The organism is Lactobacillus gallinarum, from assembly GCF_002160635.1.
In the GTDB taxonomy this organism is placed as follows: domain Bacteria; phylum Bacillota; class Bacilli; order Lactobacillales; family Lactobacillaceae; genus Lactobacillus; species Lactobacillus gallinarum.
Genome location: NZ_NFKZ01000006.1, coordinates 1 through 24,506, shown reverse-complemented (window position 1 = coordinate 24,506; position 24,506 = coordinate 1). Strand labels below are relative to the sequence as shown.

Genomic DNA, 24,506 nt, shown 5'->3' with positions numbered 1-24,506 from the left:
GGGCTTGGAACGATGACTGATAGTGATATTTAGCTATCAGCGGATTTGCACCCGTTAACAGTGCAGGCTATTAATTTGATAGCTAATGAGATTTATCGCGTGAGTGATAAATGAATTAAAGGTGGTAACACGAGCATTCGTCCTTTTAGGATGAATGCTTTTTTATTTTCATTATTAGGAGTTGAGTTACATGCGTAAGCGTAGACGGAGAAATACAATTATTTGGACAATTATCGGCGTTTTAATCTTAATTGCTGGTTGGTTTAGTTTTGGACCAGGAATTCCAAGTAAAACCCAAGCCAAGACTGTAACAGTTGGTGTTGTCTCACAAAGTAAACAAGATGCAGCTATTTGGAAGAGCGTTGCTCAAACGGCTAAAGATAAATATGGTATTACGATTAAGATAAAGAATTTTACTGATTACAACCAGCCAAACAAGGCTTTGAAATCTGGCGATGTTGATTTGAATGCTTTCCAACACTACGCCTTCCTTAAAGCATGGAACAAGTCAAATGGTGGTGGTGTAGTTCCAATCGGTAAAACTTATATTGCACCAATTCGTTTGTACTCTAAGAAATACAAGAAGTTGTCTCAATTGCCAGATGGTGCAACTATTGCCATTCCAAATGATGCAACTAATGAATCAAGAGCATTGTTTGTTCTTAAAAACGCTGGCTTAATCGGTTTAAGAAAGGGCAAGACACTTGTTACTGTAGCCGATATCACTAAGAACCCACGCAACCTTAAGTTAAAGGAAGTTGGTGCTGAACAAACTGGTCGAGTAATCAACTCAGTTGATGCTTCAGTAGTTAACAACGACTATGCTGGTCCAGCTGGTTTAGGCGATAAGCAAACTATTTACGTTGAACCAGTTAACAAAGATTCTAAGCAATGGATCAACATCATTTGTGCTAAGAAGGTTCAAGAAAACAACCGACTTTACAAAGATGTGGTTAAGGCCTACCAAACCGAAAAGACAAAGAAGATGACTAAGCACTACTACGGTAATTCACAAATTGCTGCTTGGGATATCAAGATTAAGTAGGAGGGGTTAGAATGAGCATTATTCAATTAGATCATATTGATGTAGATTTTCCTCAAAAAAAGGGTAAAGTTGTCAAAGCAGTTAGCGATGTAACTTTGCACGTTGAAAAAGGCGATATTTATGGAGTTGTCGGCTTCTCTGGTGCCGGTAAGTCAACCTTGGTTAGAACGATTAATCTCCTGCAACATCCTAGCAAGGGTAATATCAAGGTCAACGATGTCGATTTTGTTAAAGAGGGCAAACAAGTTATTTCTAATAAACAATTGCAACTGGAACGTCGAAAAATCGGCATGATTTTCCAAGGCTTCAACCTATTAAATGAAACAACGGTTTTAGAAAATGTTGCTTTTGCATTAAAGCATGCAAAACTTTCCGATGAAGAATTAGAAAAACGTTCATTAGAATTGCTTGATTTAGTTGATTTGAAAGATAAGGCTAACTTTTATCCAGTTGAATTATCAGGTGGTCAGCAACAAAGAGTAGCTATTGCTCGTGCTTTGGCTAACCACCCCGATATCTTGATCTCTGATGAAGCTACTAGTGCGCTTGATCCACAAAATACACAACAAATTTTGGATCTATTGAAGCGACTCAATAAGCAATTAGGTTTGACTGTAGTTTTAATCACCCACGAAATGGATGCCGTTAAGAAGATCTGTAATAAGGTTGCTGTAATGGAACACGGTAAGATGATTGAAAAAGGCAATTTGCGTCAAGTCTTCTTGCATCCTAAGAAGGAATTGACTAAACGCTTTGTTGGTGGTGGCCTTGAAGCTATTCAAACTTTAGAGGCCTTGAACCTTGGCAAACTAGAAGCAAATGAAGAGGTATATCAACTGGTTTACAGCATTGCCAATGTGACTAAGTCCATCATTATTGAACTTTACCGTCAAATTGGAGTAGAGGTTTCAATGCTTTATGGTAACGTGGAACTGTTAAATGGCGAAGCGATCGGTACTTTGGTTGTTTTGGTTAAAGGGGATGCCGATAAGCAAAAGCAAGCTAGAGAATTCTTGGAGAAGCAAAACGTTACTTTGACTAGATTGGATGAAAAGGGGAATTTAGATGATTAGTTGGTTTGAAAAAGTTTGTCCAAATGTCGTACAACTCGGCTGGGGCGGAGACGCTGGCTGGGGAACTAGTATCTTTCAAACATTATTCATGACTTTTTGGGCCACAATCTTCGGTGGCATTCTCGGAATTATTTTTGGTGTTTTGCTTGTTGTAACCAAAGAAGACGGTATTCGTCCAAACAAGTTCTGGTATAACGTTTGCGATAAGATAGTTTCAATTTTTAGAGCTATTCCATTTGTAATCTTGCTTGCCTTTGTTGCACCTGTTACGCAAAAGATTGTTGGTACTCAAATCGGGATGAAGGCAGCCTTAGTTCCATTAACTTTAGGTGTTTTCCCATTCTACGCTCGTCAGGTACAAGTTGCCCTTGAAAGTGTTGACACAGGTAAAGTAGAGGCTGCTCAAAGTTTAGGCGCAACTGTTTCAGATATCATTTTTGATGTTTACTTACGTGAATCACGTTCAGAATTAATCCGCGTTTCAACAGTAACCATCATTTCATTGATTGGTTTAACTGCAATGGCTGGTGCCATCGGTGCCGGTGGTTTAGGTAACACAGCTATTTCATATGGTTACAATCGTTTTAACAATGACGTTACCTTAGTTGCTACTGTCTTAGTAATTATTTTGATTTTTATTGTACAAATTGTTGGTGACTTCTTTGCTAAAAAGATGAACCATCAAAATAGGTAGAAATTTTTAAGATGAGATCTAGGCTATCCTAGATCTTTTTTCTTTAATTGAAAAAGAAAGCCTTTACAGGTATCATAAAAGGTGATTGAAAACTAACAAAAACCTTATGCTTATGTAAGGAGGAAAAATAATGAGCGAAGAAGAATATCGTATTGAAAGTGATACTATTGGCCCTGTAAAAATTCCTAAGGATGCTTTGTGGGGTCCACAAACAGAAAGAAGTCGCAATAACTTCCCAAGCGGTGAATTAATGCCAATTCAAATCATCCGTGCCTTTTTGCATTTGAAGAAGGCGGCAGCTGAATCAAACGTTGAGGTTGGGGATGAACCTAAAGAAAAAGGTGAAGCAATTGAAGATGCAATTGATCATCTTTTAGCACTTAATGATACAGATTTAAGAAAAGACTTTCCATTACACGTACTTCAAACTGGTTCAGGTACTCAAAGTAACATGAACGTTAACGAAGTAGTGGCTAACTTGGCCAACAAGCTTCACCCAGGTTTAGGTATTTTGCCTAACGATGATGTTAACCGTGGTCAATCATCTAATGATACTTATCCAACTACTATGAATATCGTTGCTGTTGAAGCCTTAGACAAGCTTGAACCTGCTATCAAGCATTTGATTGATGAATTAGTAGTTAAGGAAAAGAAGTACTGGAAAACTGTTAAGGTTGGTCGTACTCACTTGCAAGATGCAACTCCACTTACTTTTGGTCAAGAATTATCTGGCTACATTTCCGCATTGAAACATGATCTTTCATACATTCAAGAATTGAAGCCAACTCTTTATGAATTGGCTATCGGTGGTACTGCTGTAGGTACCGGACTTAACGCTGCACCAGGCATGACTGAAAAGATTGCTGGTAAATTATCAGAAGTATATGGTCACGAATTCAAGGTTAAGACCAACAAGTTCTGGGGCTTAGCTCACCACTCAGGTCTTGATGTAATGCATGGTGCACTTAAGACGCTCGCAGCCGACATGTTTAAGATTGCTCAAGATATCAGATTCTTGGCATCAGGTCCAAGAGCTGGTTACGGTGAATTAAATATTCCTGCTAACGAACCAGGTTCAAGTATCATGCCAGGTAAGGTAAACCCAACTCAAGCCGAAGCTGTAACTATGGCTGCTGCTAAAGTATTTGGTAATGATACCACGATTACTTTTGCTGCAAGTCAAGGTAACTTTGAAATGAACGTCTTTAAGACTGTCATGATTGCTTCATTCCTTGATTCTTGTGATATATTAACTGGTACAATTACTGGTTTTGCTGATAAAATGATACATGGCTTAACTGTTAACGAAGAGCGTATGGATGAATTGCTTGAAAATTCACTTATGACAGTTACTGCTTTATCACCACACATTGGGTACCATGCTGCTGCTAAAATTGCCCAAGCTGCACAAAAAGAGGGCACTACTTTGAAAGAAGCTGCCTTAAAGAGCGGCAAGGTTACCGAAGAGCAATACGATGAATGGATGGACTACATGAAGATGACTAATGTCGACAAGTCCACTCCAGAAGAATAATAGGGGATATTATGCCAAATAATAAAGAATTAAAAAATAAATATGATGCAATAATTGTTGGTTCAGGTGGTACTGGTTTAACAGCAGCACTTCAAGCTCGTGAACTTGGTTTGAATGTTGTTATTTTGGAAAAGAACGGTAAAATTGGTGGTAACACTAGTCGTGCTTCTAGTGGTATGAACGCATCTGAATCATTGGTTCAACTTGATGAAGGAATCATTGACAACAACCGTGACTTTTACGAAGAAACTTTAAAGGGTGGCGGTTTATTAAACGACCGTGCAATGCTTAAGTACTTTGTTAACCACTCTGCTATTGCAATTAGCTGGTTAATGAAATATGGCGTTCGTTTGACTGATTTAACCATTACCGGTGGGATGAGCGTAAAGAGAGCTCACCGTCCAGGTTCAATGGAACCTGTTGGCTTTTATTTGACTTCACGTTTAACTAACCAAGTTAAAAAGGCCGGTGTAGACATCTTTACTGGTGCTAAAGTAACTAAATTGTTGCAAGACAAGAATGGCAATGTTAACGGCGTAGAAGTTGAAACTGATAAAGGCGTTAAAACAATTAAGGCTAAGGCAGTTTTGCTTGCTACTGGTGGCTTTGGCGCTTCTAAAGAAATCATCAAGAAGTATCGTCCAGATTTAGTTGACTACAAGACTACCAACCAACCAGGTGCTACTGGCGATGGGATTAAGCTTGCTAAAGAAATTGGTGCGCAATTGATGCAAATGAACTTTATTCAAGTTCACCCAACTGCAGATACTGATAACCCACACGTTTACTTAATCGGTGAAGGTTTACGTGGTGAAGGTGCTATTTTGGTTAACAAGGCCGGCAAGCGTTTTGTTAACGAATTAAACACCCGTAAAATTGTTTCAAGTGCGATTACTGGTTTAAACGAAGACGGTGCATACTTGGTCTTCGATTCAGGTGTTCGTGCTCATTTTGCAGCTGTAGAATTTTATGACCACATTGGCTTGGTTAAGGAGGGCAGCACTTTGGCCGACTTAGCTAAGGAAATTGATGTTGATCCAGAAAACTTAGCTGCCACAGTAGATGAGTGGAACAAGGCCGTTGAAAACCACAAGGATAAGGAATTTGGCAGAACTACTGGTATGGATCGTGAATTAAACCTTGGACCATACTACGCTATTCACATTCACCCAGCTATTCACTACACTATGGGCGGAATTCATATCAACACCGAAACTCAAGTATTGGATACCAACGGTAACGTAATTAAAGGTCTTTATGCAGCTGGTGAAGTTTCTGGCGGACTTCACGGCAACAACCGTATTGGTGGTAACTCAGTTGCTGAAACGGTTATCTTTGGTCGCCAAGCTGGTATTCAAATGGCTAAATACGCTAGAGAACACAAATAAATCTAACCGAAAAAGAGACAATGAGAGTTGTCTTTTTTTCAATATATTTGTTAAGAAAAGCACAATATTAACGTAATTAATTAATAAATAGTGTCTAATGTAAGCGCTTAGTGTATAATGGAATATGTAGAAAATTACGTTTATGAAAGGACTAATATAACTTATGAGTAGAAAAGTATTTCTTGTTGGTGATGGTGCCGTAGGTTCAACTTTTGCAAATGACTTATTGCAAAACGCTACTGTTGATGAATTGGCAATTTGCGATGTAGCTAAGGATCGTCCAGTTGGTGACTCAATGGACCTTGAAGATATTACTCCATTTATGGGTCAAACTGATATCCATCCAGCTGAATACAGTGATGCTAAAGATGCTGACGTTTGTGTAATTACTGCTGGTGTTCCTAGAAAACCTGGTGAAACTAGACTTGATTTGGTTGCTAAGAACGTTAAGATTTTAAAGAGCATTGTAGAACCCGTTGTTGAATCAGGATTTAAGGGTGTATTCGTTGTTTCCGCAAACCCAGTAGATATCTTAACTACTTTAACTCAAAAGTTATCAGGCTTCCCTAAGAACCGTGTAATTGGTACTGGTACTTCACTTGATTCAATGCGTCTTCGCGTTGAACTTGCTAAGAAGCTTAATGTTCCAGTTGCCAAGGTTAACTCAATGGTTCTTGGTGAACATGGTGATACTAGTTTTGAAAACTTTGATGAATCAACTGTTGATGGCAAGCCGCTTCGCGACTATGCAGAAATTAATGACAATGTTTTAAGTGAAATTGAAACTGACGTCCGCAAGAAGGGCGGCAAGATCATCGCTAACAAGGGTGCTACATTCTATGGTGTTGCAATGATGCTTACCCAAATCGTTAGTGCCATCTTGGACAACCGTTCAATCTGCTTGCCATTATCAGCACCAATTAACGGCGAATATGGCATTAAGCACGACTTGTACTTAGGTACTCCAACTGTTATCAACGGTGAAGGTATTGAACAAGTAATCGAAACCAAGCTTTCAGATGCTGAAAAGGCTAAGATGCTCAACTCAGCTGATAAAATGCAAGAAGTTTTATCAGGTATTGAACTTTAATTGATATAGATATATTAAGAAAAAGGCGTTCATTGAACGCCTTTTTTTGCTTGCTAGATAATACAAAAGAAGGTATTATTATGATTAAAGAATTAATAAGAAATTAGAGACTGACGAGGTAGGATATGACAGTTATTTCTGATCAAGAGATCGCAGACTTTTCTGCCGATTTCAATACTAATAGCAAAAATCAAGTTGCTTCACGTGCTGCTCGTCGTAGCGGATTACTTGAAGCATCCTTTAACGATCGCGTTTCAGAACGTTTAAACCATGTTTTTTCAACTGAACTTGATGTAGGTGGCGTAACTGACCAAAAGCATTCTGGTCGTTGCTGGGAATTTGCCACATTGAATGTTTTGCGTCATTACTTTGGCAAGCAAAACAAAGTAAAAGATTTCACTTTCTCACAAGCTTATAACTTTTTCTGGGATAAGATTGAACGTGCAAATGCCTTTTATGATGCAATGATCCGTTTGGCTGATAAGCCACTTAACGACCGCGAAGTGCAATCATGGTTAGCTTTTGCTGGTGAAGATGGCGGCCTTTGGAGCATGGCCATCAACCTAGTTAAAAAATATGGTGTTGTACCTTCATACGCAATGCCTGAAAGTTTTAACTCCAACAATACTACTGGTTTGATCGATTCTTTAGCACGTAAGGAAAGAAAAGATGCTATTGCTTTACGTAAATTAGTGAGTGAAGGCAGTTCACAAGATGAAATTGAAAAGGCTAAGAAGCACTTTTTGAATGAAGTTTACCGCATGGTATCTGTTGCCCTAGGCGAACCACCAAAGAAGTTTGACTTGGAATACCGCGATGACGACAAGAAATATCACTTGGAAAGAGACTTAACTCCACGTGAATTCGTACAAAAGTATTTCAAGGACTTTAAGTTTGATGATTATGTAGTTTTATCAAACTGTCCTAACCACGAATTTAACAAGCTTTACCATATGCCACTTTATGACAATGTTGATGGCGGTGATCAAATTAAGTTTTTGAATGTGCCAATTGAATACTTGGCTCAAGCTGCTGTAGCACAACTTAAGTCTGGGGATGCCGTAATCTTTGGTAACGACGTTTTGAAGCAAATGGAAAGAAAGACTGGTTATCTTGATACCGAACTTTACCAAACCGATAAATTATTTGGTGTTGATACCAAGATGAGCAAGGCTGATCGTTTAGCGACTGGCGAAGGTTTTGCTACTCACGATATGACCTTAGTCGGTGTTGATGAAGATCACGGCCACATTCGCAAGTGGAAGGTTGAAAATTCATGGGGTGACAAGTTTGGTCACAAGGGCTTTTACGAAATGAGTCAACCATGGTTTGAAGACTATGTTTATGATGTCGTAGTTAGAAAAGAATTTTTGACTAAGGAGCAAGTTGAACTTGCAGAAGGTCCAGCAGTAGACTTGAAGCCTTGGGATAATATTGGCTAATGTGATATAATTAGAAATGAAAAAAGAGGCCGGCATTACGACTGCCGCACCTCTTTAGTGCAAAACCGTTAAAAAACGGTGGTACTGTTTAGGATTAATTAAAAACCGCTAAACTTCTTCCAAAAGCTATTGAAGCGGTTTTTAATTTTGCTATTTTTTTAATGTTCGAATTAGAATAACTAATCGAATAGTCTGGGTGATTAGATATACAAGCTCCGATGCCAGGCAACATAAGAAAAATGTTACACCAAGGATGAATACAAGAAGATTCATCAAGTAAAATTGGTCCTCCTTTCTTTAGAATATGAGCAAAATGATTTACACCATAAGCATCAACTTCTTTCTAAAAGAAGTACCACCGCTAATTTAACTTTTTTGCAGATATAATTTTATCAAACTAATGTTTGTTAAGACAAGCGAACAAGTGCAGAAATGCACTTGTTTTTTATTTTAAAAAACATAAAAAATAACTTTCTTTTTAAAATAGTTTAAATTTCCCTTGAAAGGTATATAATACTATGTGAAAAAATTCATTTTTGAATTGATTTTTTTATTGAATACTCATCAGGGGAGAAAAATGAAAAATTTAGAGAAGGTAAATTATAAAGGCTTCATTTGGCCTTTAGTAGTAGGTATAGTGCTGTGGTTGATCACACCATGGCGACCAAGTGGTTTATCACTTCAAGCCTGGGAAATGTTTGCAATCTTTGTTGCAACGATTGTGGGATGTATCACAAAGCCATTGCCAATTGGTGGTACAACATTGCTCGGAATGGTAGTAACTGTCTTAGTTGGCTTAGCTCCAGTTAAAGACATAGTTAATTCCAAGGGCGTGGTAGTACAAACTGGTATTTTGAGTTCTTTTGGCAACTCTGCTGCTTGGCTAATCGCTATGGCCTTTATCATGGCTCATGGTATTAGCAAGACCGGTTTAGGTAACCGTGTAGCTTACTTAATGATTAAAAAGTTCGGTAAGCGATCAATTGGTATCGGTTATGCCGTTACCGGCTTGGAATTAATCATGGGTGCGCTTATTCCATCTAACAGTGCTCGTACTGGTGGGGTAACTTGGCCTGTAGTTGAATCTATTTCCAAGAGTTACAAGTCTAATCCTCACGATCCTTCAAGAAAGAAGATCGGTGCATACTTAGACTTCACCGCCTTTCACGCTAATATTTTATCAACAGCACTATTTATTACCGGTGCTGCTCCTAACTTGGTTGCTCAACAGATGGCCGCACAAAAGGGCTATCAAATGAGCTGGATTAGCTGGTTCTGGGCAGGCTTAGTTCCAGTAATCGTGGCTACATTGATTATTCCAATTGTAATTTACAAGATGTATCCACCTGAGATTAAGGAAACTCCTAATGCTAAAAATTGGGCTGATGGCAAATTAAAAGAGATGGGTCCAATGTCCGAACCTGAAAAGATCATGGCAATTGTCTTTTCTTTAGCTATTTTACTTTGGGTTCTTTCAGGATTCTTCAAGATTCCACAACTTAACTCAGCCTTTGTTGCATTTTTAGCAGTAACGCTTTTATTAATTACTGGTGTGTTAAGCATGGAAGATGCCTTGCATGAAACTGGTGCTTGGAACATTTTGATTTGGCTTTCAATCTTGATCTTCATGGCCGGTAAGTTGATTTCTTACGGCTTTATCGATTGGTTCACCAAGTTTATTCAAAGCGAAGTTCACGGCATCAGCTGGGGCCTTGTTTTAGTAGTACTTATTTTGTTAATGTTCTACACTCACTACTTCTTTGCTAGTGGTACAGCTCACATGACAGCTCTTTATTTGCCATTCTTAACTGTAGCTACTGCAATGGGTGCACCGCTTGGCCTTTCAGCTATGCTGTTAGCATTTACTGGTGTAATTAACGCTTCAACTACTCACTATGCTAACGGTCCTGCTTCAATTTTGGCTACGACAGGCTACGTTAAGCAAAAAGAATGGTGGAAGATGAATTTCATCTTGGGTATTCTCTACATGCTGATCTTTGGTATTGTAGGTTCACTTTGGATGAAGATTATCGGTGTTTGGTAGAAAAAGGCAATCTGGGAAACCAGGTTGCTTTTTTGTGTAATAATAAGGTTAAAACTAAGAATACAAAGAAGGATCAAAATGAAATTTAAAACAAATGATGATGTCATGCTGCATTACAGCGATACAGGGGAAAAAGATCGCTCTGTTTTATTAGGCATCCCCGGTATCGGTGGTTCTAGTCAAATGTGGCAAGACCTAATTGCACTTTTTAATGATCGTTATCGCTTCGTCATGCTTGATCCGCGCAATCAAGGACAATCCGAGCGCACCTACCGCGGTCAGCGAATCAGTCGTCATGCCGTTGACCTGGAAGAATTGATGGAAGAGCTGGATTTGCACGATGTTGTTGCTATCGGTAATTCCATGGGTGCGGCCAACATCTGGGCCTACTTGTCCATTTATGGTAAGGGCCGGCTTAAGGCGATGGTTGATCTAGATCAATCACCTAAGATGATCGCCGACAAGACCTGGCAATATGGCTTTAAGGATTTAACCTGGGATAATTATCCAGAAATGTTAAAATTCGATTTTGGCAAGGCTTTTTACCATCATATTGATGAAAAAATGTTCCAAGATGCCAAGAATGAATATCAAGCTTTTCCTTATAATCCTGAGGAAAACTACAATTGCTTGGTAGAGCATGCGGAACAAGATTGGCGCGATATGATTATGGATAGTCCAGTTCCGATGCTGGTAATTGCTGGTGAAAAATCACCATTCTTTAATCCTGATTTTACGAAGGCAATTAAATTCCTGAATGAGAAGGTTGAAACCGCAATTGTTCCGGAATGTGGGCACTTGCCTCAGGCAGAACAACCAGCAAAAGTTCATCAGATTATTAGTGAATTTTTGCAAAATTTAAAAAATTAAGCACAAATTTGAAATATTAAAACGGCAAGAGTAAACTATTCTTTGTGAAAAAGATTACTTGCTCTTTGATAATAGTAAGGTGGCATATCAATGGATAAAGTAGTTGATTTGTTTTTAAGTGATGCCGCAACTCGTCAAAAGTGGGAGAATTTGCTTTCATCTTTAGATCTGCATAATTTTAGTGCACGTGAAGTTGATCAAATCGACCATACGATTGGTTTAGTAGATGAGGATGGCAAGCTAGTTGGTACAGGCAGCGTTGCCGGGAACGTGTTGAAGTATGTGGGCGTGATTAATGAAGATACTCAAGGCGCCCGCTTTAACAAGGTGGTTACCAACTTGCTCCAGTATTTAGCTGAGCAGAAGATTTACCATTCATTCGTTTTTACTAAAGCCAAGTATGCGTCTAGTTTTGAGCACTTGCATTTTAATTTGCTGGCTAAGACAGATGAGGCAGCTTTTTTAGAGAACGGGATGCCAGATGTAAATGATTTCTTGAGTGATTTGCTAAAGGTAGAAGATCAAGCTGATAAGAAGATCGCAGCGATTGTGATGAATGCCAATCCTTTTACCTTGGGTCATCAACACTTAGTTAAGATGGCAAGTGAAGAAAATAATTTAGTCTATGTTTTTGTGGTAGCTAATGATGTTTCCTTGTTCAATTTTAACGAAAGAATGAAGCTGGTGCAGGAAGGGACCAAGCAATTTGCTAATGTAAAAGTTGTTTCAGGTGGCGATTACATGGTTTCTCCAGCAACATTCCCAGCTTATTTCTTAAAATCACCTGATGAATTGATTGACGTCCAAACCTCAGTCGATGCTGCAGTGTTCAAGAATAAAATTGCACCCGCTTTGAACATTGCCCGTCGTTATATCGGTCAAGAACCTATTTCACGTACGACGCACTTTTATAATGTTAGTTTAGCTCATGAGCTTGGTCCTGATATTGAAGTGATTACTGTTAAGCGCCTAGAAAAGTCAGGACAAATTGTGACTGCTACTCAGGTAAGACAATGGATCAAGGATGGAGATTTGGCAAAGATCAACAAGTTTGTACCCGAATCTACCTATGAGTTTATTAAGCAAAATATGAGTGAATTGCAATCGAGAATTGAGAAAGGAATGAATATTGATGGAAATTAAAACTACTGCCGTAGCAGGAACCCTCGAAAGTTCTGATATTCAAATCATGATCTCTAAAGGTTCTAACGGTATTGAAATCGATTTGGAATCTGAAGTTAAAAAGGCATATGGTGATCAAATTGAAAAGGTGATCACCGAGACTTTGAAGAAGTACGGTTTAGAAAATGCCAAGGTTAAGGCAACTGACAAGGGTGCGCTTGATTGTGTGATTAAGGCTCGTACTTTAGCAGCTGCTCAACGTGCTACTGAAACACAAGATAAGCCTGACTTGGAGGTGCTTTAAATGACTTACGTTAAAAATCGTTTACGTAGAACCATGATGTTCGTTCCTGGTAATAACCCTGCCATGATCAAAGATGCCGGCATTTATGGCGCTGATTCAATCATGCTCGACTTAGAAGACTCAGTATCTTTGACTGAAAAAGACGCAGCTAGAATGCTTGTTTACGAAGCAATTAAGACTGTTGATTTTGGCGGTAGCGAAATCGTAGTTAGAGTAAATGGTCAAGACACGCCATTTTATGATGAAGATGTTCGTGCCATGGTTAAGGCCGGCGTTGATGTTATCCGTTTGCCAAAGACCGAATCAGCAGCAATGATTCAAAAGTTGGTCAAGGACATTGAACACTGGGAAGATGAATATGGCATTGAAAAAGGTTCAATCGGTGTCATGGCTGCCATTGAAAGTGCCAAGGGTGTTTTGAATGCTCCAGAAATTGCGACAGCTACACCATTGATGATGGGACTTGCTGTATCTGGTGAAGATTACACTGCTGATATGCACACTCACCGTTACCCAGATGGTCGTGAACTTGAATTTGCACGTAATATGGTATTGCAAGCAGCTCGCGCCGCCGACGTTTATGCCTTTGATACTGTCTTTTCTAACATGAAGGATACCGAAGGCTTCTATCGTGAAACTAATTACATCCACGAATTGGGTTATGACGGTAAGAGTTTGGTTAACCCACGTCAAATTGCGATGGTTAACAAGGTCTTCAATCCAACTAAAGAAGAAATTGAACAAGCTAAAAATGTTGAAAATGCTATTCGTGAAGCCAAGGCTAAGGGTAGCGGCGTTATCTCACTTAACGGTAAGATGGTCGATAAGCCAGTTGTAGAAAAAGCAACTCGTGTACTTGAAACTGCAAAAGCTTCTAACTTGATTGATGAAGAAGGTAACTACATTGGAGAATAAAGTAAAACGCGAATTACCAGACGATTTAATGAATAAAATGGATTTAAAGCCATTTGAAACTACTGAAATTGGTCATCCAGAAGTAAAGCGTGTAGCTCCAAAGGTTCGCGTAACTACTGGTCAAGATAAGGTCGTTGCTTCTCTTGATGACGTAATCAAGAACAACTTGAAAGATGGCATGACTATTTCATTCCACCACCACTTTAGAAATGGTGACTACATCTTTAACATGGTAATGGACAAGATCATTGCTATGGGGTACAAGGATTTAACTTTGGCTCCAAGTTCATTAACTGGTGTTATGAATGATAAGGTAATTGAAGCTATTAAGAAGGGCGTCATTACTAACATTACTTCTTCAGGGATGCGTGGTTCACTTGGTGACTTCGTTTCTCACGGCGGCTTGAAGAATCCTGTGATTTTCCGTTCACACGGTAATCGTGCTCGTTCAATTGAAGAAGGAGAAATCAAGATCGATGTTGCCTTCTTAGGTGTGCCTGTTTCTGATCCTGCAGGTAACGCTAATGGTCAAGATGGGGATGCTGTCTTTGGTTCATTAGGTTATGCCTTAATGGATGCTCAATATGCTAACAAAGTTGTTCTTTTAACTGACAATATTGTTGATTATCCAAATACCCCAGCTTCAATCAAGCAAGACCAAGTTGACTACGTAGTCAAGGTTGATAAAGTAGGTGACCCTGACAAGATCGGTTCAGGTGCTACTCGTTTTACCAAGGATCCTAAGGAACTTAAGATTGCGCAAATGGTTAACCAAGTTATTGTTAACTCACCATACTACAAGCAAGGCTTCAGTTTCCAAACCGGTTCAGGTGGTGCCGCATTAGCTGTTACTCGTTACCTTCGTCAAAGCATGATTAAGGACGGTATTACTGCTTCATTTGCTTTGGGTGGTATTACTAAGCCAACTACTGATTTGCTTGAAGAAGGTCTTGTTAGAAAAGTAATGGATGTTCAGGACTTTGATAAGGGTGCTGCTCAATCTATGGCTAATAACAAGAACCAACAAGAAATTGATGCTTCATGGTATGCCGATCCTCATAACAAGGGTGCGGTTGTTAATAACCTTGATGTTTCTATTTTGTCCGCATTGCAAATTGATACTAACTTCAATGTTAACGTCATGACTGGTTCTGATGGTGTAATTCGTGGTGCCGTTGGTGGTCACCAAGATGCTGCCGCAGGTGCTAAGATGACCATTATTACTGCTCCACTTGTTCGTGGTAGAAATGCTACTGTTGTACCTAGTGTTGAAACTATCGTTACACCAGGTTCATCAATCGATGTATTGGTTACTGAACGAGGCATTGCAATTAACCCAGCCCGCAAGGACTTGATTGATGCATTTAAGAATGTGCCTGGACTTAATATTTTGGACATTCATGATTTGCAAAAGACGGCAGAAAAGCAAGTTGGTGTACCAAAGCCACTTGAATATACTGACCGGACTGTAGCTTTAGTTGAATACCGTGATGGTACAATTATTGATGCTATTAAAGAAGTAAAAGACTAAAAATTGATTCTGTTGAAAGACATGTGCTGAGGCGCATGTCTTTTTTATACAAAAACGAGCCTATCTTGGTAGATAGGCTATGCGTATACATATATTTGTCTGAGTATCTTTATTATGACATTTTAATAATAAGTTTTCACTTATTTTGACTTGAGAAAAAATAATTCTATTTTTAAGCAGATTTAGTTATAATGAAAATATTCTAATTGAAAGTTAGTGAGTCAGCTTCACTAACTTTTTTCTTGTGTAGATTTAAATGAAAGATAGATAAAATGAAGGGGAAAAATATGGAGAGTTGGCTATTTTTAGCATTAGTATTAGTTGTCGCCCTGGTTGGTAAAAACATGTCATTGATCATCGCTACAGGCGTAGTGATGGCGTTAAAGTTAATTCCGTTTGCCAGCAAGTGGCTGCCAGTGATTCAAGCCAAAGGTATCAATTGGGGCGTCACCGTTATTTCAGTGGCAATCTTGATTCCAATTGCGACAGGGCAGATTGGTTTTAAGGATTTGATCAATACTTTCAAATCGCCAGCAGGGTGGATCGCTATCTTAGCCGGGATTGCTGTAGCTATTTTGTCAAGATATGGCGTTGATCAGTTAGCCGCCGTGCCACAAGTAACTGTCGCCTTGGTTTTAGGAACGATCATCGGCGTAGTAGTATTTAAGGGCGTGGCTGCCGGTCCCGTAATTGCCAGCGGTATGACTTATCTGGTTATCACTTTATTTAACTTACATTTCTAATATATAATGTAGTAAAGGTGGGTGAGTGTAATGGCGATTATAGTGCATGAAGAGATCACGCAGCGATTAGATGATTATTTAGAACGACGGTTGCGTAACTATGAAGTTATTACACCGCCAATTCCTAAGAAGCCTGAAGTTGTCACGATTGATGACGATGATAAAAAGAAAAAACATAAAAAGGACTAATGCAAAATCAATGTCATTAAGTTAAGAGCCTGACACGATAATATTCCAAAATTTTAAGCTGCTTGTTGTCCAAATTTAGGCAATAAGCAGCTTTTTAGGTGCGCTGAATAAGCTGTTTCTTAACAGACATTTTTTATTAAGTTATGCCGTCAATCTGTTCTTTCTGGCCTGATAGGAAACCTAATGAAATAAAATAGAGTCAACGAACTGTGATTTCTCACAAATTCAATGACTCTGCACCTATGTGTCTGGTTCTGTGTTCATAATACTAACTCAACAATTCCATTATAATTGCGTGTTCGAACTAATGATAGTTTTTGTTCTTTTGGCAACTCTCCAAAAAGTTTAATACCTTTCCCCAAAAGTGTTGGAATAATGGAAATGTAATATCTGTCAATTAAATCTGCACGCATTATCTGTTGAACAAGATTAGCTCCACCGCAAATCCAAATATCTTTGCCATCTTGTTGCTTTAATTTTTCCAATAAATCTATAGGGTTTACATCTGTAAAAATAATTTGCTTGTTAGAATTACTCTTATTGTGTGTAATCACATAAGTAGTAAAATCGCTATATATCCATTTTGTCGGAGAAAGCTCTGTAACAATTTGATGATATGTGTTCCAGCCCATTAAAATTGTATCTATATTTTGGGTAAATTCAGAATAGGTATCTATATTTTCGTTATCATTACCTTGTCCCTTTAGTCATTCAACACCACCATTACTATCTGCAATATATCCGTCAAGACTCATTGCAATAAATAGAACAACTTTTCTCATTTTACCTTATGGTCCTTTCATTTCCGATTAATTAGAAGTAATAACCTTATTAGAATTATTTTTCGTCAAAAAGCGATAGAGCTTTTTGCTACATAAATGGATTATAAAAGCGGCCATGATTCAATTGCCAGAGCAAAATCACGATTAAAATAGACAAGACTGACAATCCCATCACCCAATAATCTTCTTTCTTAAATGATTGAGCTACATACCAGGTTCTTTTCTTCTTAGAACCAAAGCGACGTAGCTGCATGGCGGTACTGATGGTATCGATTCTCTCCAGACTAGAGAAAATAAGCGGCATAATGATGTTTAAAGTTCCTTTGATTCGCTGCGATAACTTAGCTTTCTTTGACAATTCGTTGCCTCGAGCTTGCTGAGCAGCAGAGATAGCCCAATATGAATTCTGAATGTCAGGAATATAACGTAAAGCCAGCGCCACTGCGTAAGAGATCTTGTAGCTAATGCCAATTTTATTCAAACTAGCGGCGAATTGACTCGGATTGGTCGTCAACAAGAATAATAAGACGATCGGAATTGAGCAGATATATTTTAGTAGCAAGTTGAATAAATAGAAGACTTCCTGGATCGTGAGAGTGAAGTAGCCAGCATGAATGATGATGCTACGTGAATGATATATTTCTTGACCATAAGTTGGTTGAAAAAGATAAACAAAGATCAAATTTAAAATCATGAAGGCAACAATAAATTTCACGATAAAGGAAATTTGTGACCATTTAATTTGTGCTTCTTTAAATAAGATGATCGAGAAAACACAAATTGCGAGTAAGAAGCGTGTATCATAAGTGATCATACAAGCCGCCGAGACCAGCAACATGAAGATTAGCTTAGTAGTCGCGTTTAGTTGATAGATAAAGCTGGTGCCGGGCTGGTAGCCTAGAATCTGGTTTTGATCATGCATTTTGACTGGTCCTTTCTGAATCGACATAAGCGCGGACAAAGTAATTAGGATCTCTTAAATTATATTTATGAGCCAAGTCATAGAGACTAGTTCGTTTAAGAGAAGCCTTTTTAATTAAACTTTTTTCGGTTAATAATCTAATCGGTTCGGTATCCGCAATTAGTTTACCATCGGCAAAAGCCAATGAGCGATTAGTGTATTCCATCATCAGGTACATGTCATGGGTAATGATCATGATCGTCTTGCCTTGTTCATTCAACTTCTTTAAAAAGCTCATGATCTCTGTATAGGTCTTCCAATCTTGACCAGCGGTTGGCTCATCTAGGATGATGACATCAGGCTCTAGAACCAAAATAGCGGCGATGGTCACACGCTTTTTTTGACCAAAACTCAAAGCAGAAATTGGCCAATGACGGTAAGGGTAAAGACCGCAGATTTTCAAAGTCTTAAAAACCTTATCCTTGATTTCATCTTTGCTGTAACCACGTAGGCATAAACCCAAAGCAACTTCATCAAAAATCATTTTTTGCGAGATCATCTGATTAGGATCCTGCATGACATAACCAATTTTTTCAGAAATTTGTTTAATAGAATATTGCGATAGGTCGTCGTCATCAAATAAGATTTTACCTTCATTAGGAATAAAGCCACAGATCAGGCGACAAAGCGTAGTTTTGCCTGCACCATTTTGTCCTACGATGGAAACGAAATCTCCCTTGTTGATGGTAGCTGTAACGTCGCGTAGTGGATTAACTTGTAAATGGTTATAGCGGTGTCCTACGCCTTTTAATTCGAGCAGGGGCTGTTTTTCTTCTTTTTTAGAAGTCAAAGAAGCATCATCTGCCCATTTTTGTAATTTTTGTCCAATTTTTTCGTCATCAGGTAGAGCTTTTATTGAGGTGAGATCAGGAATGGCATCCAAGTCAACGCCTGCTTTGGTTAAAGCAGTTAGATAAAGTGGACTTCTTACACCGATGTCTTCTAACTTGTTTTGATGAAGCAGGTCGTTAGGTGATTTATCGGCGATAATTTTGCCATCATTGACTAAAACGACGCGGTCGATCGGTCGGCTGAGCACTTCTTCTAAACGGTGTTCAATAATAATTACTGTGGCGTTTAATTCCTTTTGAATTTGATCGATTAACGCCATCGTTTTCATCTCTGAAGCGGGATCTAAGTTGGCTAAGAGCTCGTCAAATAGCATAATAGGTGATTCATCAATCAAGACGCCAGCAAGGGCCACGGTTTGTTTTTGTCCGCCAGACAGGCTTTGCGGTGCTTGCTTTAATAAATCGCTGATCTCTAGCTTGTCAGCCCAGCGGTGAACAGTTTGTCTAATCTTGTTTTGCGGACGACAATCATTTTCTAGTGCAAAGGCGATATCTTCACCGACAGTTAAACCAATGAATTGACTGTCAGTATCCTGCAAGATAGTCGATGTAGTAAATGAGAGGTCAAAGAGGTCGGTCTCCTTGATATTTTTGCCATTAATTAAGCATTCGCCTGTAATCGTTCCTGTATCAATATTAGGAATCAAGCCATTGATGCAGTGGCCAATAGTTGACTTGCCACTACCAGATGGTCCCGCAATCAATATTTTTTCACCGCGATTAATAGTTAAATTAATGTCTTGTAGCGTCGGGAATGCCTAGCTGTCATATTTAAATGAAAAGTTTTTAAAAGTAATAATAGGTTCAGTCATGCCTAAGTCTTTCTAATCTTCTTTACGTAAACTGCCTTTTTTAATTTTGGTACCTGCATAAGCTTTTAATAAAAGCGTACCAACTATCAAGATGGTGATACCATTTGAGAGGGTGGCACTGATTCCTTGAACAAATACCTTGTTAACAGGTTCGCTATAGATGATAATGTCTCCGATAGGGGCAACGATTATCCAGGCTATGATATTGGCAATAATTTGAGTGATATTAAATAGCAAAATTTGCTTAATACCGAAAATACCATTTTTCAAATCAAGCTTTTTGCAGGCAAGGCCAATAATCAAACCAAGTACACCAGTAGCCAAAACCCAACTCCACCAGGTTTGACCATACATAATAAAATCAGATAGGGTATGGCCGATGAAACCGACCGCAAAACCGACTTTAGCACCATAAATGGCTGCGAAAAGAGCTAGGAAAGGAAAGACTAGCTCGATGTTGGTATTAGGAATAGGAGTCGGAATTGAGGTGAAGCGCGCCAGAATAACGTAGATGGCAGAACCGATCCCTATAGCGACAACATTTTTAACAGATAAACCTTGTTTTTTCATAATTTTTCTCCGATTTGTGATAATAACACCGTATAATTGGAAAGCGGTTACCGTCAAGGGGATGTAGCAGAAAAGGGTGGATATGTTACAATTAAAATTATGATAATAGTGAAGTAGTAGTTAGAGGTAAAAATGAGACAAGATGAACTTAAAAAATTAGATAATGAAATTGGCCAATATGCGGCCGATCAGACCAAAATTATTTGGGTTGATGATCAAACCATGCAAATTGCGACAATGATGATTGATTCTTATGGCGATACCGTTTATGTATGGGTAAAGGAAGATGAAGATCATTGCCGCGTAAGTGATGGCGGTCGAATTTTGTTTAAACTTGATCCTAATCAAGAAGATATGGAATTATATGAGACTGCGGCAGATATTGCTCTTGGTTCAGGTTATCAGTTTGACGAAGACCACTGTGAAATTTATGTTGATGTTGACCGCAAGAATGTAGCTCAGGCAGCAATGAAGCTGGCACAATTGCAAGTTGCCATTTCATATTTAGGCTAAAAAATGCATCCCTTGATCTGTTTAATCAGGGATGCATTTTTTGATACAAACTTTTTCGGGCAACTTTAAACATTGCTAATCCTTCCTACATGAACATCTTCTGGTTTTTTACCGTTTAAATTAAAATCAGCGATGTCCTCGGCTAAGGCCATAATTGTTTCAACATCTGGAATACAGTCATCTACTCTAAACTCCATAATTATCACCTCTATCGTCATTGTAGATCGAATTTATCGAAAAGTTAATCTGATCATACTTTTTTCTTATTGTTATGCTGCATGAAAATAAAGAATGCAGAAATGATATTGATAATCACTGCCGGTAAGGCTAACACAGCGGTAAAACCATATAAGGCATTGCCGATTACGCCTAAGATCGGTCCTATTAATGAAATGCTTAAGTTGTGTGATTGAACGACGGCGATTGCATTAAGAATCACGCCAATCCAGGCAAAAAGATAGAAAAAGAAGGCAATTTTAGCTGTGAAATCTGCACCAAAGATTGCAAACCAGGAACAGATAAATAGACAACAGTTGATTAAATTGATTGCTCCGATCCATAGATCATATTTTGATTTTTTCATAATTATCCCCTCTAATAATTATTCTGCTTCTCGCAAAACGCGGTGGGCCAAATCATCATTAATAACCAAGTGGGTGATGATGCCGCTACGCAGAGCGCCTAATAGTGCTTTAGACTTAAAGCGATTATTAACAACGCAGAAGCGTGTAGGTGTTTGCATAATGTCATTCATTGATATACCACAGATGTGTTTTTCGAAATCAGTGAAAAATTCTCCGTTGATATTATAGGGACGTCCCATAATTAATCCGGCCACTTGTTCTTCTGGAATGTTCTTAAATAGTTGCGGACCGTAATTTTTATCTAAGAATGGATTAGCCTTGAATGAATCAAGAGTTCCTAGTCCGGTAAAAAGAAGGTCTAAGTTGTGATAACAATTTTCAACTATTTTAAAGTAGGGTTCTTTCTTTAAAGCTGGAATAATTTTAGGATTTAAGATGTAAAGTGGCGTAGGCAATCCTAAGCTTTTAGCGTGGAATTTTTCTGCAGCGTCTTGAACCAAAGGATTTTTGCGGCGATTTGCATTAATGGCGTGCCCTAGGAGCTGAATGAAGTAGAGCTTATTAAAGTTTTCTTCATTAAAGTTGTTAATTACACCGCGCATTGTACTGCCCCATGTGACTCCGGCGATATGGGTATTTTGCAAATAAGTTTGAATTTGCTTAGTAGCGAAGTTGACAACAGATTCATCGTCGTTAGCATCATTTTCAGAACTTTTGAGAATAAAAGCTTCTTTTAAGCCAAAGAGCTTTTGGAATTTTCGTTCTAAAACCTGATTGCGTTTAATTCCTTGAGTAATTTTGATTTTAACGATTCCGCGCATTTCTGCATCGTCTAACGCCTTAGTGATTAAATAGCGCGATAGGTTATATTTTTGTGATATTTCTGCGATATTTAACTTGCTGAGATAAAAGTCATGTGCAATGCTAGCAAGTTGTTCATCGGTTAATTGTGCCACTATAAACCGTCCTTTATTATATGATTCATATATTCATTATAGATTTAAAATAGTAAAATGGAACGCTTATTTTTTGAAAAATATAAAATGCTTTCCGTAAATATTACTGTGTTAAAATAGAAAAGCGTATTTTAATTAATTTTAAAAATGAGGGAAAGTAATTAATCTAATGAAGGAAAAGGAACGAGAATATCATTTGTCGCAAAAACATCACATGAAGATTCTATGGGAGGAATTTTTCAAGAGTGATAATAAGACGATGGCACAGGATGCTACTCTAGTAGAAAAGGCCTCAATTGTTGGCCGAGTAGGGATTATGCTGTTAAGTTGTGGGACAGGTGCCTGGCGTGTACGTGATTCGATGGACACGATTGCAAGAACTTTAGGAATTACCTGTTCGACGGATATTGGGTTGGTTTCAATCGAGTATACCTGTTTTGACGTAGATAATGAGTCATATTCACAGACGCTATCTTTGCCAGCGACTGATGTTAATATGACTAAATTGAATGAACTAGAAAAATTCGTTCGTCAGTTTGAAGCAGGTCATGGTAATTGGAATATTGGACAGATTCACAAGCGTTTGCGTGAGATTGAAAATCAAAAATCAGCATATTCTGCAGTAATTGCGGGTCTAAGTTCCGGTTTAGCTTGTGCAGGCTTTATCTTTTTACTAGGTGGCGGCTGGCCTGAAGTTATCTGTGCCTTCTTAGGTGCAGGGGCAGGAAATTATGTTCGAGCACTCATGGGCAAGCGGAAAATGACCCTTGTAGCTAAAATCGCGGTTGCTGTAGCAGTTGCTTGTGCAGTTTACTTCTTGACATTTCACATTGGCAAGATGATTTTCCATTTGGATTATCATCATGCTTACGGCTATATTGGTGCAATGCTGTTCGTGATTCCGGGATTTCCATTCATTACTTCAGGACTGGACATGTCTAAGCTAGATATGAGATCTGGGCTTGAGAGAATGACCTATGCGCTTTTGATCATTACGATTGCCACCATGTCAGGGTGGGCAGTGGCTACGATTTTGAATTTGCATCCGGGTTCCATGCTTAAGTTGAGCATTAATCCGGGGATGCTAACATTCTTGCGCTTAATTGCCAGCTTCTGCGGGGTATTTGGCTTCTCAATTATGTTTAATAGTCGTCCGAATATGGCCGCAACTGCCGCAATTATGGGTGCGATGGCTAATACTTTACGACTGAGTCTAGTTGATTACGCTCATATGGCACCGGCTTTAGCAGCCTTTATTGGAGCTCTTGTTTCCGGACTTTTGGCAAGTATTGTTAGACAAAAAGTTGGTTTCCCACGAATTGCGATTACTGTTCCTTCAATCGTAATTATGGTGCCAGGACTATATATGTACCGCGCAGTGTTCAACTTCGGTATTACTAACATTAACATCGGTGCTTACTGGATTACTGAAGCATTGATGATTGTCATTGCACTTCCTTTTGGGCTGCTTGCCGCACGTATCTTAACAGACAAGAAGTGGAGACATGCGGATTAATAAAGTTGAATAGCAAAAAAGAGTCAGATTTTTCTGGCTCTTTTAATTTGCTTTTGATAACCTTTTTGAGTTAAGGACTAATATAATGAACATGAGGTGATAATATGAAAATTGAAGTACCAACAATGAACGGTTACTTATTTGATCGTTATAGCAAATTCGCACCTGCAGATCAAAAAATTGAAGGTAAGCCTAGCCGCTCTTTTCCCATTTTTGTTTCTGACGTGCCTAAAGATGTAAAAAAACTTAGCAGTTTGTTTTTATGATTATGATTCAGTTCCAGTTTGTGGTTTTACTTGGATTCATTGGTTAGCTGCAAACTTGCCAGTCAAAGATATTTCCGCTGATATTAGTCAACATCATCAAAATATTGATTTTGTTCAAGGTTATAACAGCAATATTAGTAAGTTTTTGCCTTCAGGACCGGTATTGGGCTACACAGGTCCTATGCCACCAGATAAGACGCATAATTATTCATTAACAGTCTATGCCTTGGATGATGAATTGGAATTAAAAGATGTTATTATCTAAATGAATTTTTAGCCAAAGTGAAAGATCACATTATTGCTAAGACAACTATTGAAATTCCAAGTCGTGCTAAATAAAAATAAGACCCCTGATATTTCAGGAGTCTTATTTTATGCTTGTGTGTCGGGCATGACATTTCATCTAGTCTAGTGAAAGTCTAGACCACGGGTAGTTGTCGCCAAGTGTAGTGAACCACAAGCTGATAGCGGTGACGCTATGGGTGAAGGAAGTGGCTAGCGAGTTTTCCGAGCCTACGTACAGAAATCTGGTCAGGCCAAATGGTGGATAAGACTGCAAGACAAGTCGAAGTCCAAAAGACAACCGTAAAACCAAGACGGTAAACCAGGAGGCAGTGGAAAATAAGAGATGAATGTCTTACCCCGAGAGATCTCGTGGACAGGCAAGCCGAGCAAGCTTTAATAACAGCGATCGTAAGCCTGGTCAAAAAA

Annotated in this window: 23 protein-coding genes, 2 pseudogenes and 1 other annotated feature (1 of these 26 running past the window's edge); of the genes and pseudogenes, 18 read left to right on the top strand and 7 right to left on the bottom strand. The window is 38.6% G+C overall.

The window, feature by feature from the left end; genetic code table 11:
- Positions 1-148: a binding site (T-box leader), on the top strand; it begins 92 nt to the left of the window's first position.
- A 42-nt stretch (positions 149-190) separates the two neighbouring features.
- The 15 genes from B5E95_RS03730 (at position 191) to B5E95_RS10700 (ending at position 15,984) form a co-directional block, all read left to right on the top strand.
- Positions 191-1,045, top strand: coding sequence for a MetQ/NlpA family ABC transporter substrate-binding protein (locus B5E95_RS03730; protein WP_087235599.1), 855 nt, complete (start codon positions 191-193; stop codon positions 1,043-1,045).
- Between the two features lie 11 nt (positions 1,046-1,056).
- A complete protein-coding gene (locus B5E95_RS03725) occupies positions 1,057-2,118 on the top strand; it encodes a methionine ABC transporter ATP-binding protein (RefSeq protein WP_025005790.1) in 1,062 nt (353 codons plus the stop codon).
- Entirely contained in the window at positions 2,111-2,812 is a 702-nt protein-coding gene (locus tag B5E95_RS03720) for a methionine ABC transporter permease (RefSeq protein ID WP_013437718.1), read from the top strand. Before B5E95_RS03725 ends, B5E95_RS03720 begins: the two co-directional genes overlap by 8 nt.
- A gap of 130 nt (positions 2,813-2,942) precedes the next feature.
- A complete protein-coding gene (locus B5E95_RS03715; protein ID WP_056945423.1) occupies positions 2,943-4,346 on the top strand; it encodes a class II fumarate hydratase in 1,404 nt (467 codons plus the stop codon).
- An 11-nt stretch (positions 4,347-4,357) separates the two neighbouring features.
- A complete protein-coding gene (locus tag B5E95_RS03710; protein ID WP_087235598.1) occupies positions 4,358-5,734 on the top strand; it encodes a flavocytochrome c in 1,377 nt (458 codons plus the stop codon).
- Positions 5,735-5,897: 163 nt separating this feature from the next.
- Positions 5,898-6,824, top strand: a complete 927-nt coding sequence (locus B5E95_RS03705) for an L-lactate dehydrogenase (protein WP_025005791.1) — start codon at positions 5,898-5,900, stop codon at positions 6,822-6,824.
- Between the two features lie 125 nt (positions 6,825-6,949).
- Positions 6,950-8,266: a C1 family peptidase gene (locus tag B5E95_RS03700; protein ID WP_087175846.1), complete on the top strand. Its 1,317-nt coding sequence runs from the start codon at positions 6,950-6,952 to the stop codon at positions 8,264-8,266.
- Between the two features lie 577 nt (positions 8,267-8,843).
- A complete protein-coding gene (locus B5E95_RS03695; protein WP_056945425.1) occupies positions 8,844-10,310 on the top strand; it encodes a DASS family sodium-coupled anion symporter in 1,467 nt (488 codons plus the stop codon).
- A gap of 78 nt (positions 10,311-10,388) precedes the next feature.
- The gene (locus tag B5E95_RS03690) at positions 10,389-11,180 is read left to right on the top strand and encodes an alpha/beta fold hydrolase (RefSeq protein WP_087235597.1); all 792 of its coding nucleotides are present in this window, start codon (positions 10,389-10,391) and stop codon (positions 11,178-11,180) included.
- Positions 11,181-11,270: 90 nt separating this feature from the next.
- Positions 11,271-12,323, top strand: coding sequence for a [citrate (pro-3S)-lyase] ligase (citC, locus tag B5E95_RS03685; protein WP_087235596.1), 1,053 nt, complete (start codon positions 11,271-11,273; stop codon positions 12,321-12,323).
- On the top strand, positions 12,313-12,606 hold the full coding sequence (gene citD, locus B5E95_RS03680) for a citrate lyase acyl carrier protein (protein ID WP_025005795.1): 294 nt from the start codon (positions 12,313-12,315) through the stop codon (positions 12,604-12,606). Before citC ends, citD begins: the two co-directional genes overlap by 11 nt.
- Positions 12,607-13,521: a citrate (pro-3S)-lyase subunit beta gene (gene citE / locus B5E95_RS03675; protein ID WP_003626613.1), complete on the top strand. Its 915-nt coding sequence runs from the start codon at positions 12,607-12,609 to the stop codon at positions 13,519-13,521.
- Positions 13,511-15,052, top strand: a complete 1,542-nt coding sequence (gene citF / locus B5E95_RS03670; protein ID WP_025005796.1) for a citrate lyase subunit alpha — start codon at positions 13,511-13,513, stop codon at positions 15,050-15,052. Before citE ends, citF begins: the two co-directional genes overlap by 11 nt.
- Before the next feature lie 287 nt (positions 15,053-15,339).
- Positions 15,340-15,795 (top strand): DUF441 domain-containing protein, encoded by a 456-nt coding sequence (locus tag B5E95_RS03665; protein WP_025005797.1) that lies wholly within the window; start codon positions 15,340-15,342, stop codon positions 15,793-15,795.
- A gap of 30 nt (positions 15,796-15,825) precedes the next feature.
- Positions 15,826-15,984: a hypothetical protein gene (locus B5E95_RS10700; RefSeq protein ID WP_164480598.1), complete on the top strand. Its 159-nt coding sequence runs from the start codon at positions 15,826-15,828 to the stop codon at positions 15,982-15,984.
- Positions 15,985-16,244: 260 nt separating this feature from the next.
- On the opposite strand, the gene B5E95_RS03660 is transcribed toward B5E95_RS10700, so the two are convergent.
- From B5E95_RS03660 to B5E95_RS03645, 4 genes and pseudogenes are all read right to left on the bottom strand, one after another.
- Entirely contained in the window at positions 16,245-16,616 is a 372-nt protein-coding gene (locus tag B5E95_RS03660) for a dihydrofolate reductase family protein (RefSeq protein WP_233186977.1), read from the bottom strand.
- A gap of 238 nt (positions 16,617-16,854) precedes the next feature.
- Positions 16,855-17,688 (bottom strand): energy-coupling factor transporter transmembrane component T family protein, encoded by an 834-nt coding sequence (locus B5E95_RS03655; RefSeq protein WP_087235595.1) that lies wholly within the window; start codon positions 17,686-17,688, stop codon positions 16,855-16,857.
- Positions 17,681-19,390 (bottom strand): annotated as a pseudogene (locus tag B5E95_RS03650) (ABC transporter ATP-binding protein). The gene B5E95_RS03655 and the pseudogene B5E95_RS03650 overlap by 8 nt, the downstream one beginning before the upstream one ends.
- Before the next feature lie 12 nt (positions 19,391-19,402).
- Positions 19,403-19,960, bottom strand: coding sequence for an ECF-type riboflavin transporter substrate-binding protein (locus B5E95_RS03645; RefSeq protein ID WP_087235594.1), 558 nt, complete (start codon positions 19,958-19,960; stop codon positions 19,403-19,405).
- 132 nt (positions 19,961-20,092) lie between these two features.
- On the opposite strand from B5E95_RS03645, the gene B5E95_RS03640 reads away from it, so the two are divergent.
- Positions 20,093-20,473: a DUF1828 domain-containing protein gene (locus tag B5E95_RS03640; RefSeq protein ID WP_025005801.1), complete on the top strand. Its 381-nt coding sequence runs from the start codon at positions 20,093-20,095 to the stop codon at positions 20,471-20,473.
- 65 nt (positions 20,474-20,538) lie between these two features.
- Here B5E95_RS03640 and B5E95_RS11055 read toward each other — a convergent pair whose 3' ends face one another.
- The 3 genes from B5E95_RS11055 to B5E95_RS03630 are packed head-to-tail and all read right to left on the bottom strand — an operon-like array spanning position 20,539 to position 22,013.
- Positions 20,539-20,670, bottom strand: a complete 132-nt coding sequence (locus B5E95_RS11055; protein ID WP_255404978.1) for a hypothetical protein — start codon at positions 20,668-20,670, stop codon at positions 20,539-20,541.
- A gap of 53 nt (positions 20,671-20,723) precedes the next feature.
- Entirely contained in the window at positions 20,724-21,056 is a 333-nt protein-coding gene (locus B5E95_RS03635; RefSeq protein ID WP_087235593.1) for a transporter, read from the bottom strand.
- An 18-nt stretch (positions 21,057-21,074) separates the two neighbouring features.
- Entirely contained in the window at positions 21,075-22,013 is a 939-nt protein-coding gene (locus B5E95_RS03630) for a sugar-binding transcriptional regulator (RefSeq protein WP_025005803.1), read from the bottom strand.
- Between the two features lie 169 nt (positions 22,014-22,182).
- On the opposite strand from B5E95_RS03630, the gene B5E95_RS03625 reads away from it, so the two are divergent.
- Positions 22,183-23,529, top strand: coding sequence for a threonine/serine exporter family protein (locus B5E95_RS03625; RefSeq protein WP_025005804.1), 1,347 nt, complete (start codon positions 22,183-22,185; stop codon positions 23,527-23,529).
- 104 nt (positions 23,530-23,633) lie between these two features.
- A pseudogene (locus B5E95_RS03620) lies at positions 23,634-24,134 on the top strand (YbhB/YbcL family Raf kinase inhibitor-like protein).
- Positions 24,135-24,506: the final 372 nt, after the last annotated feature.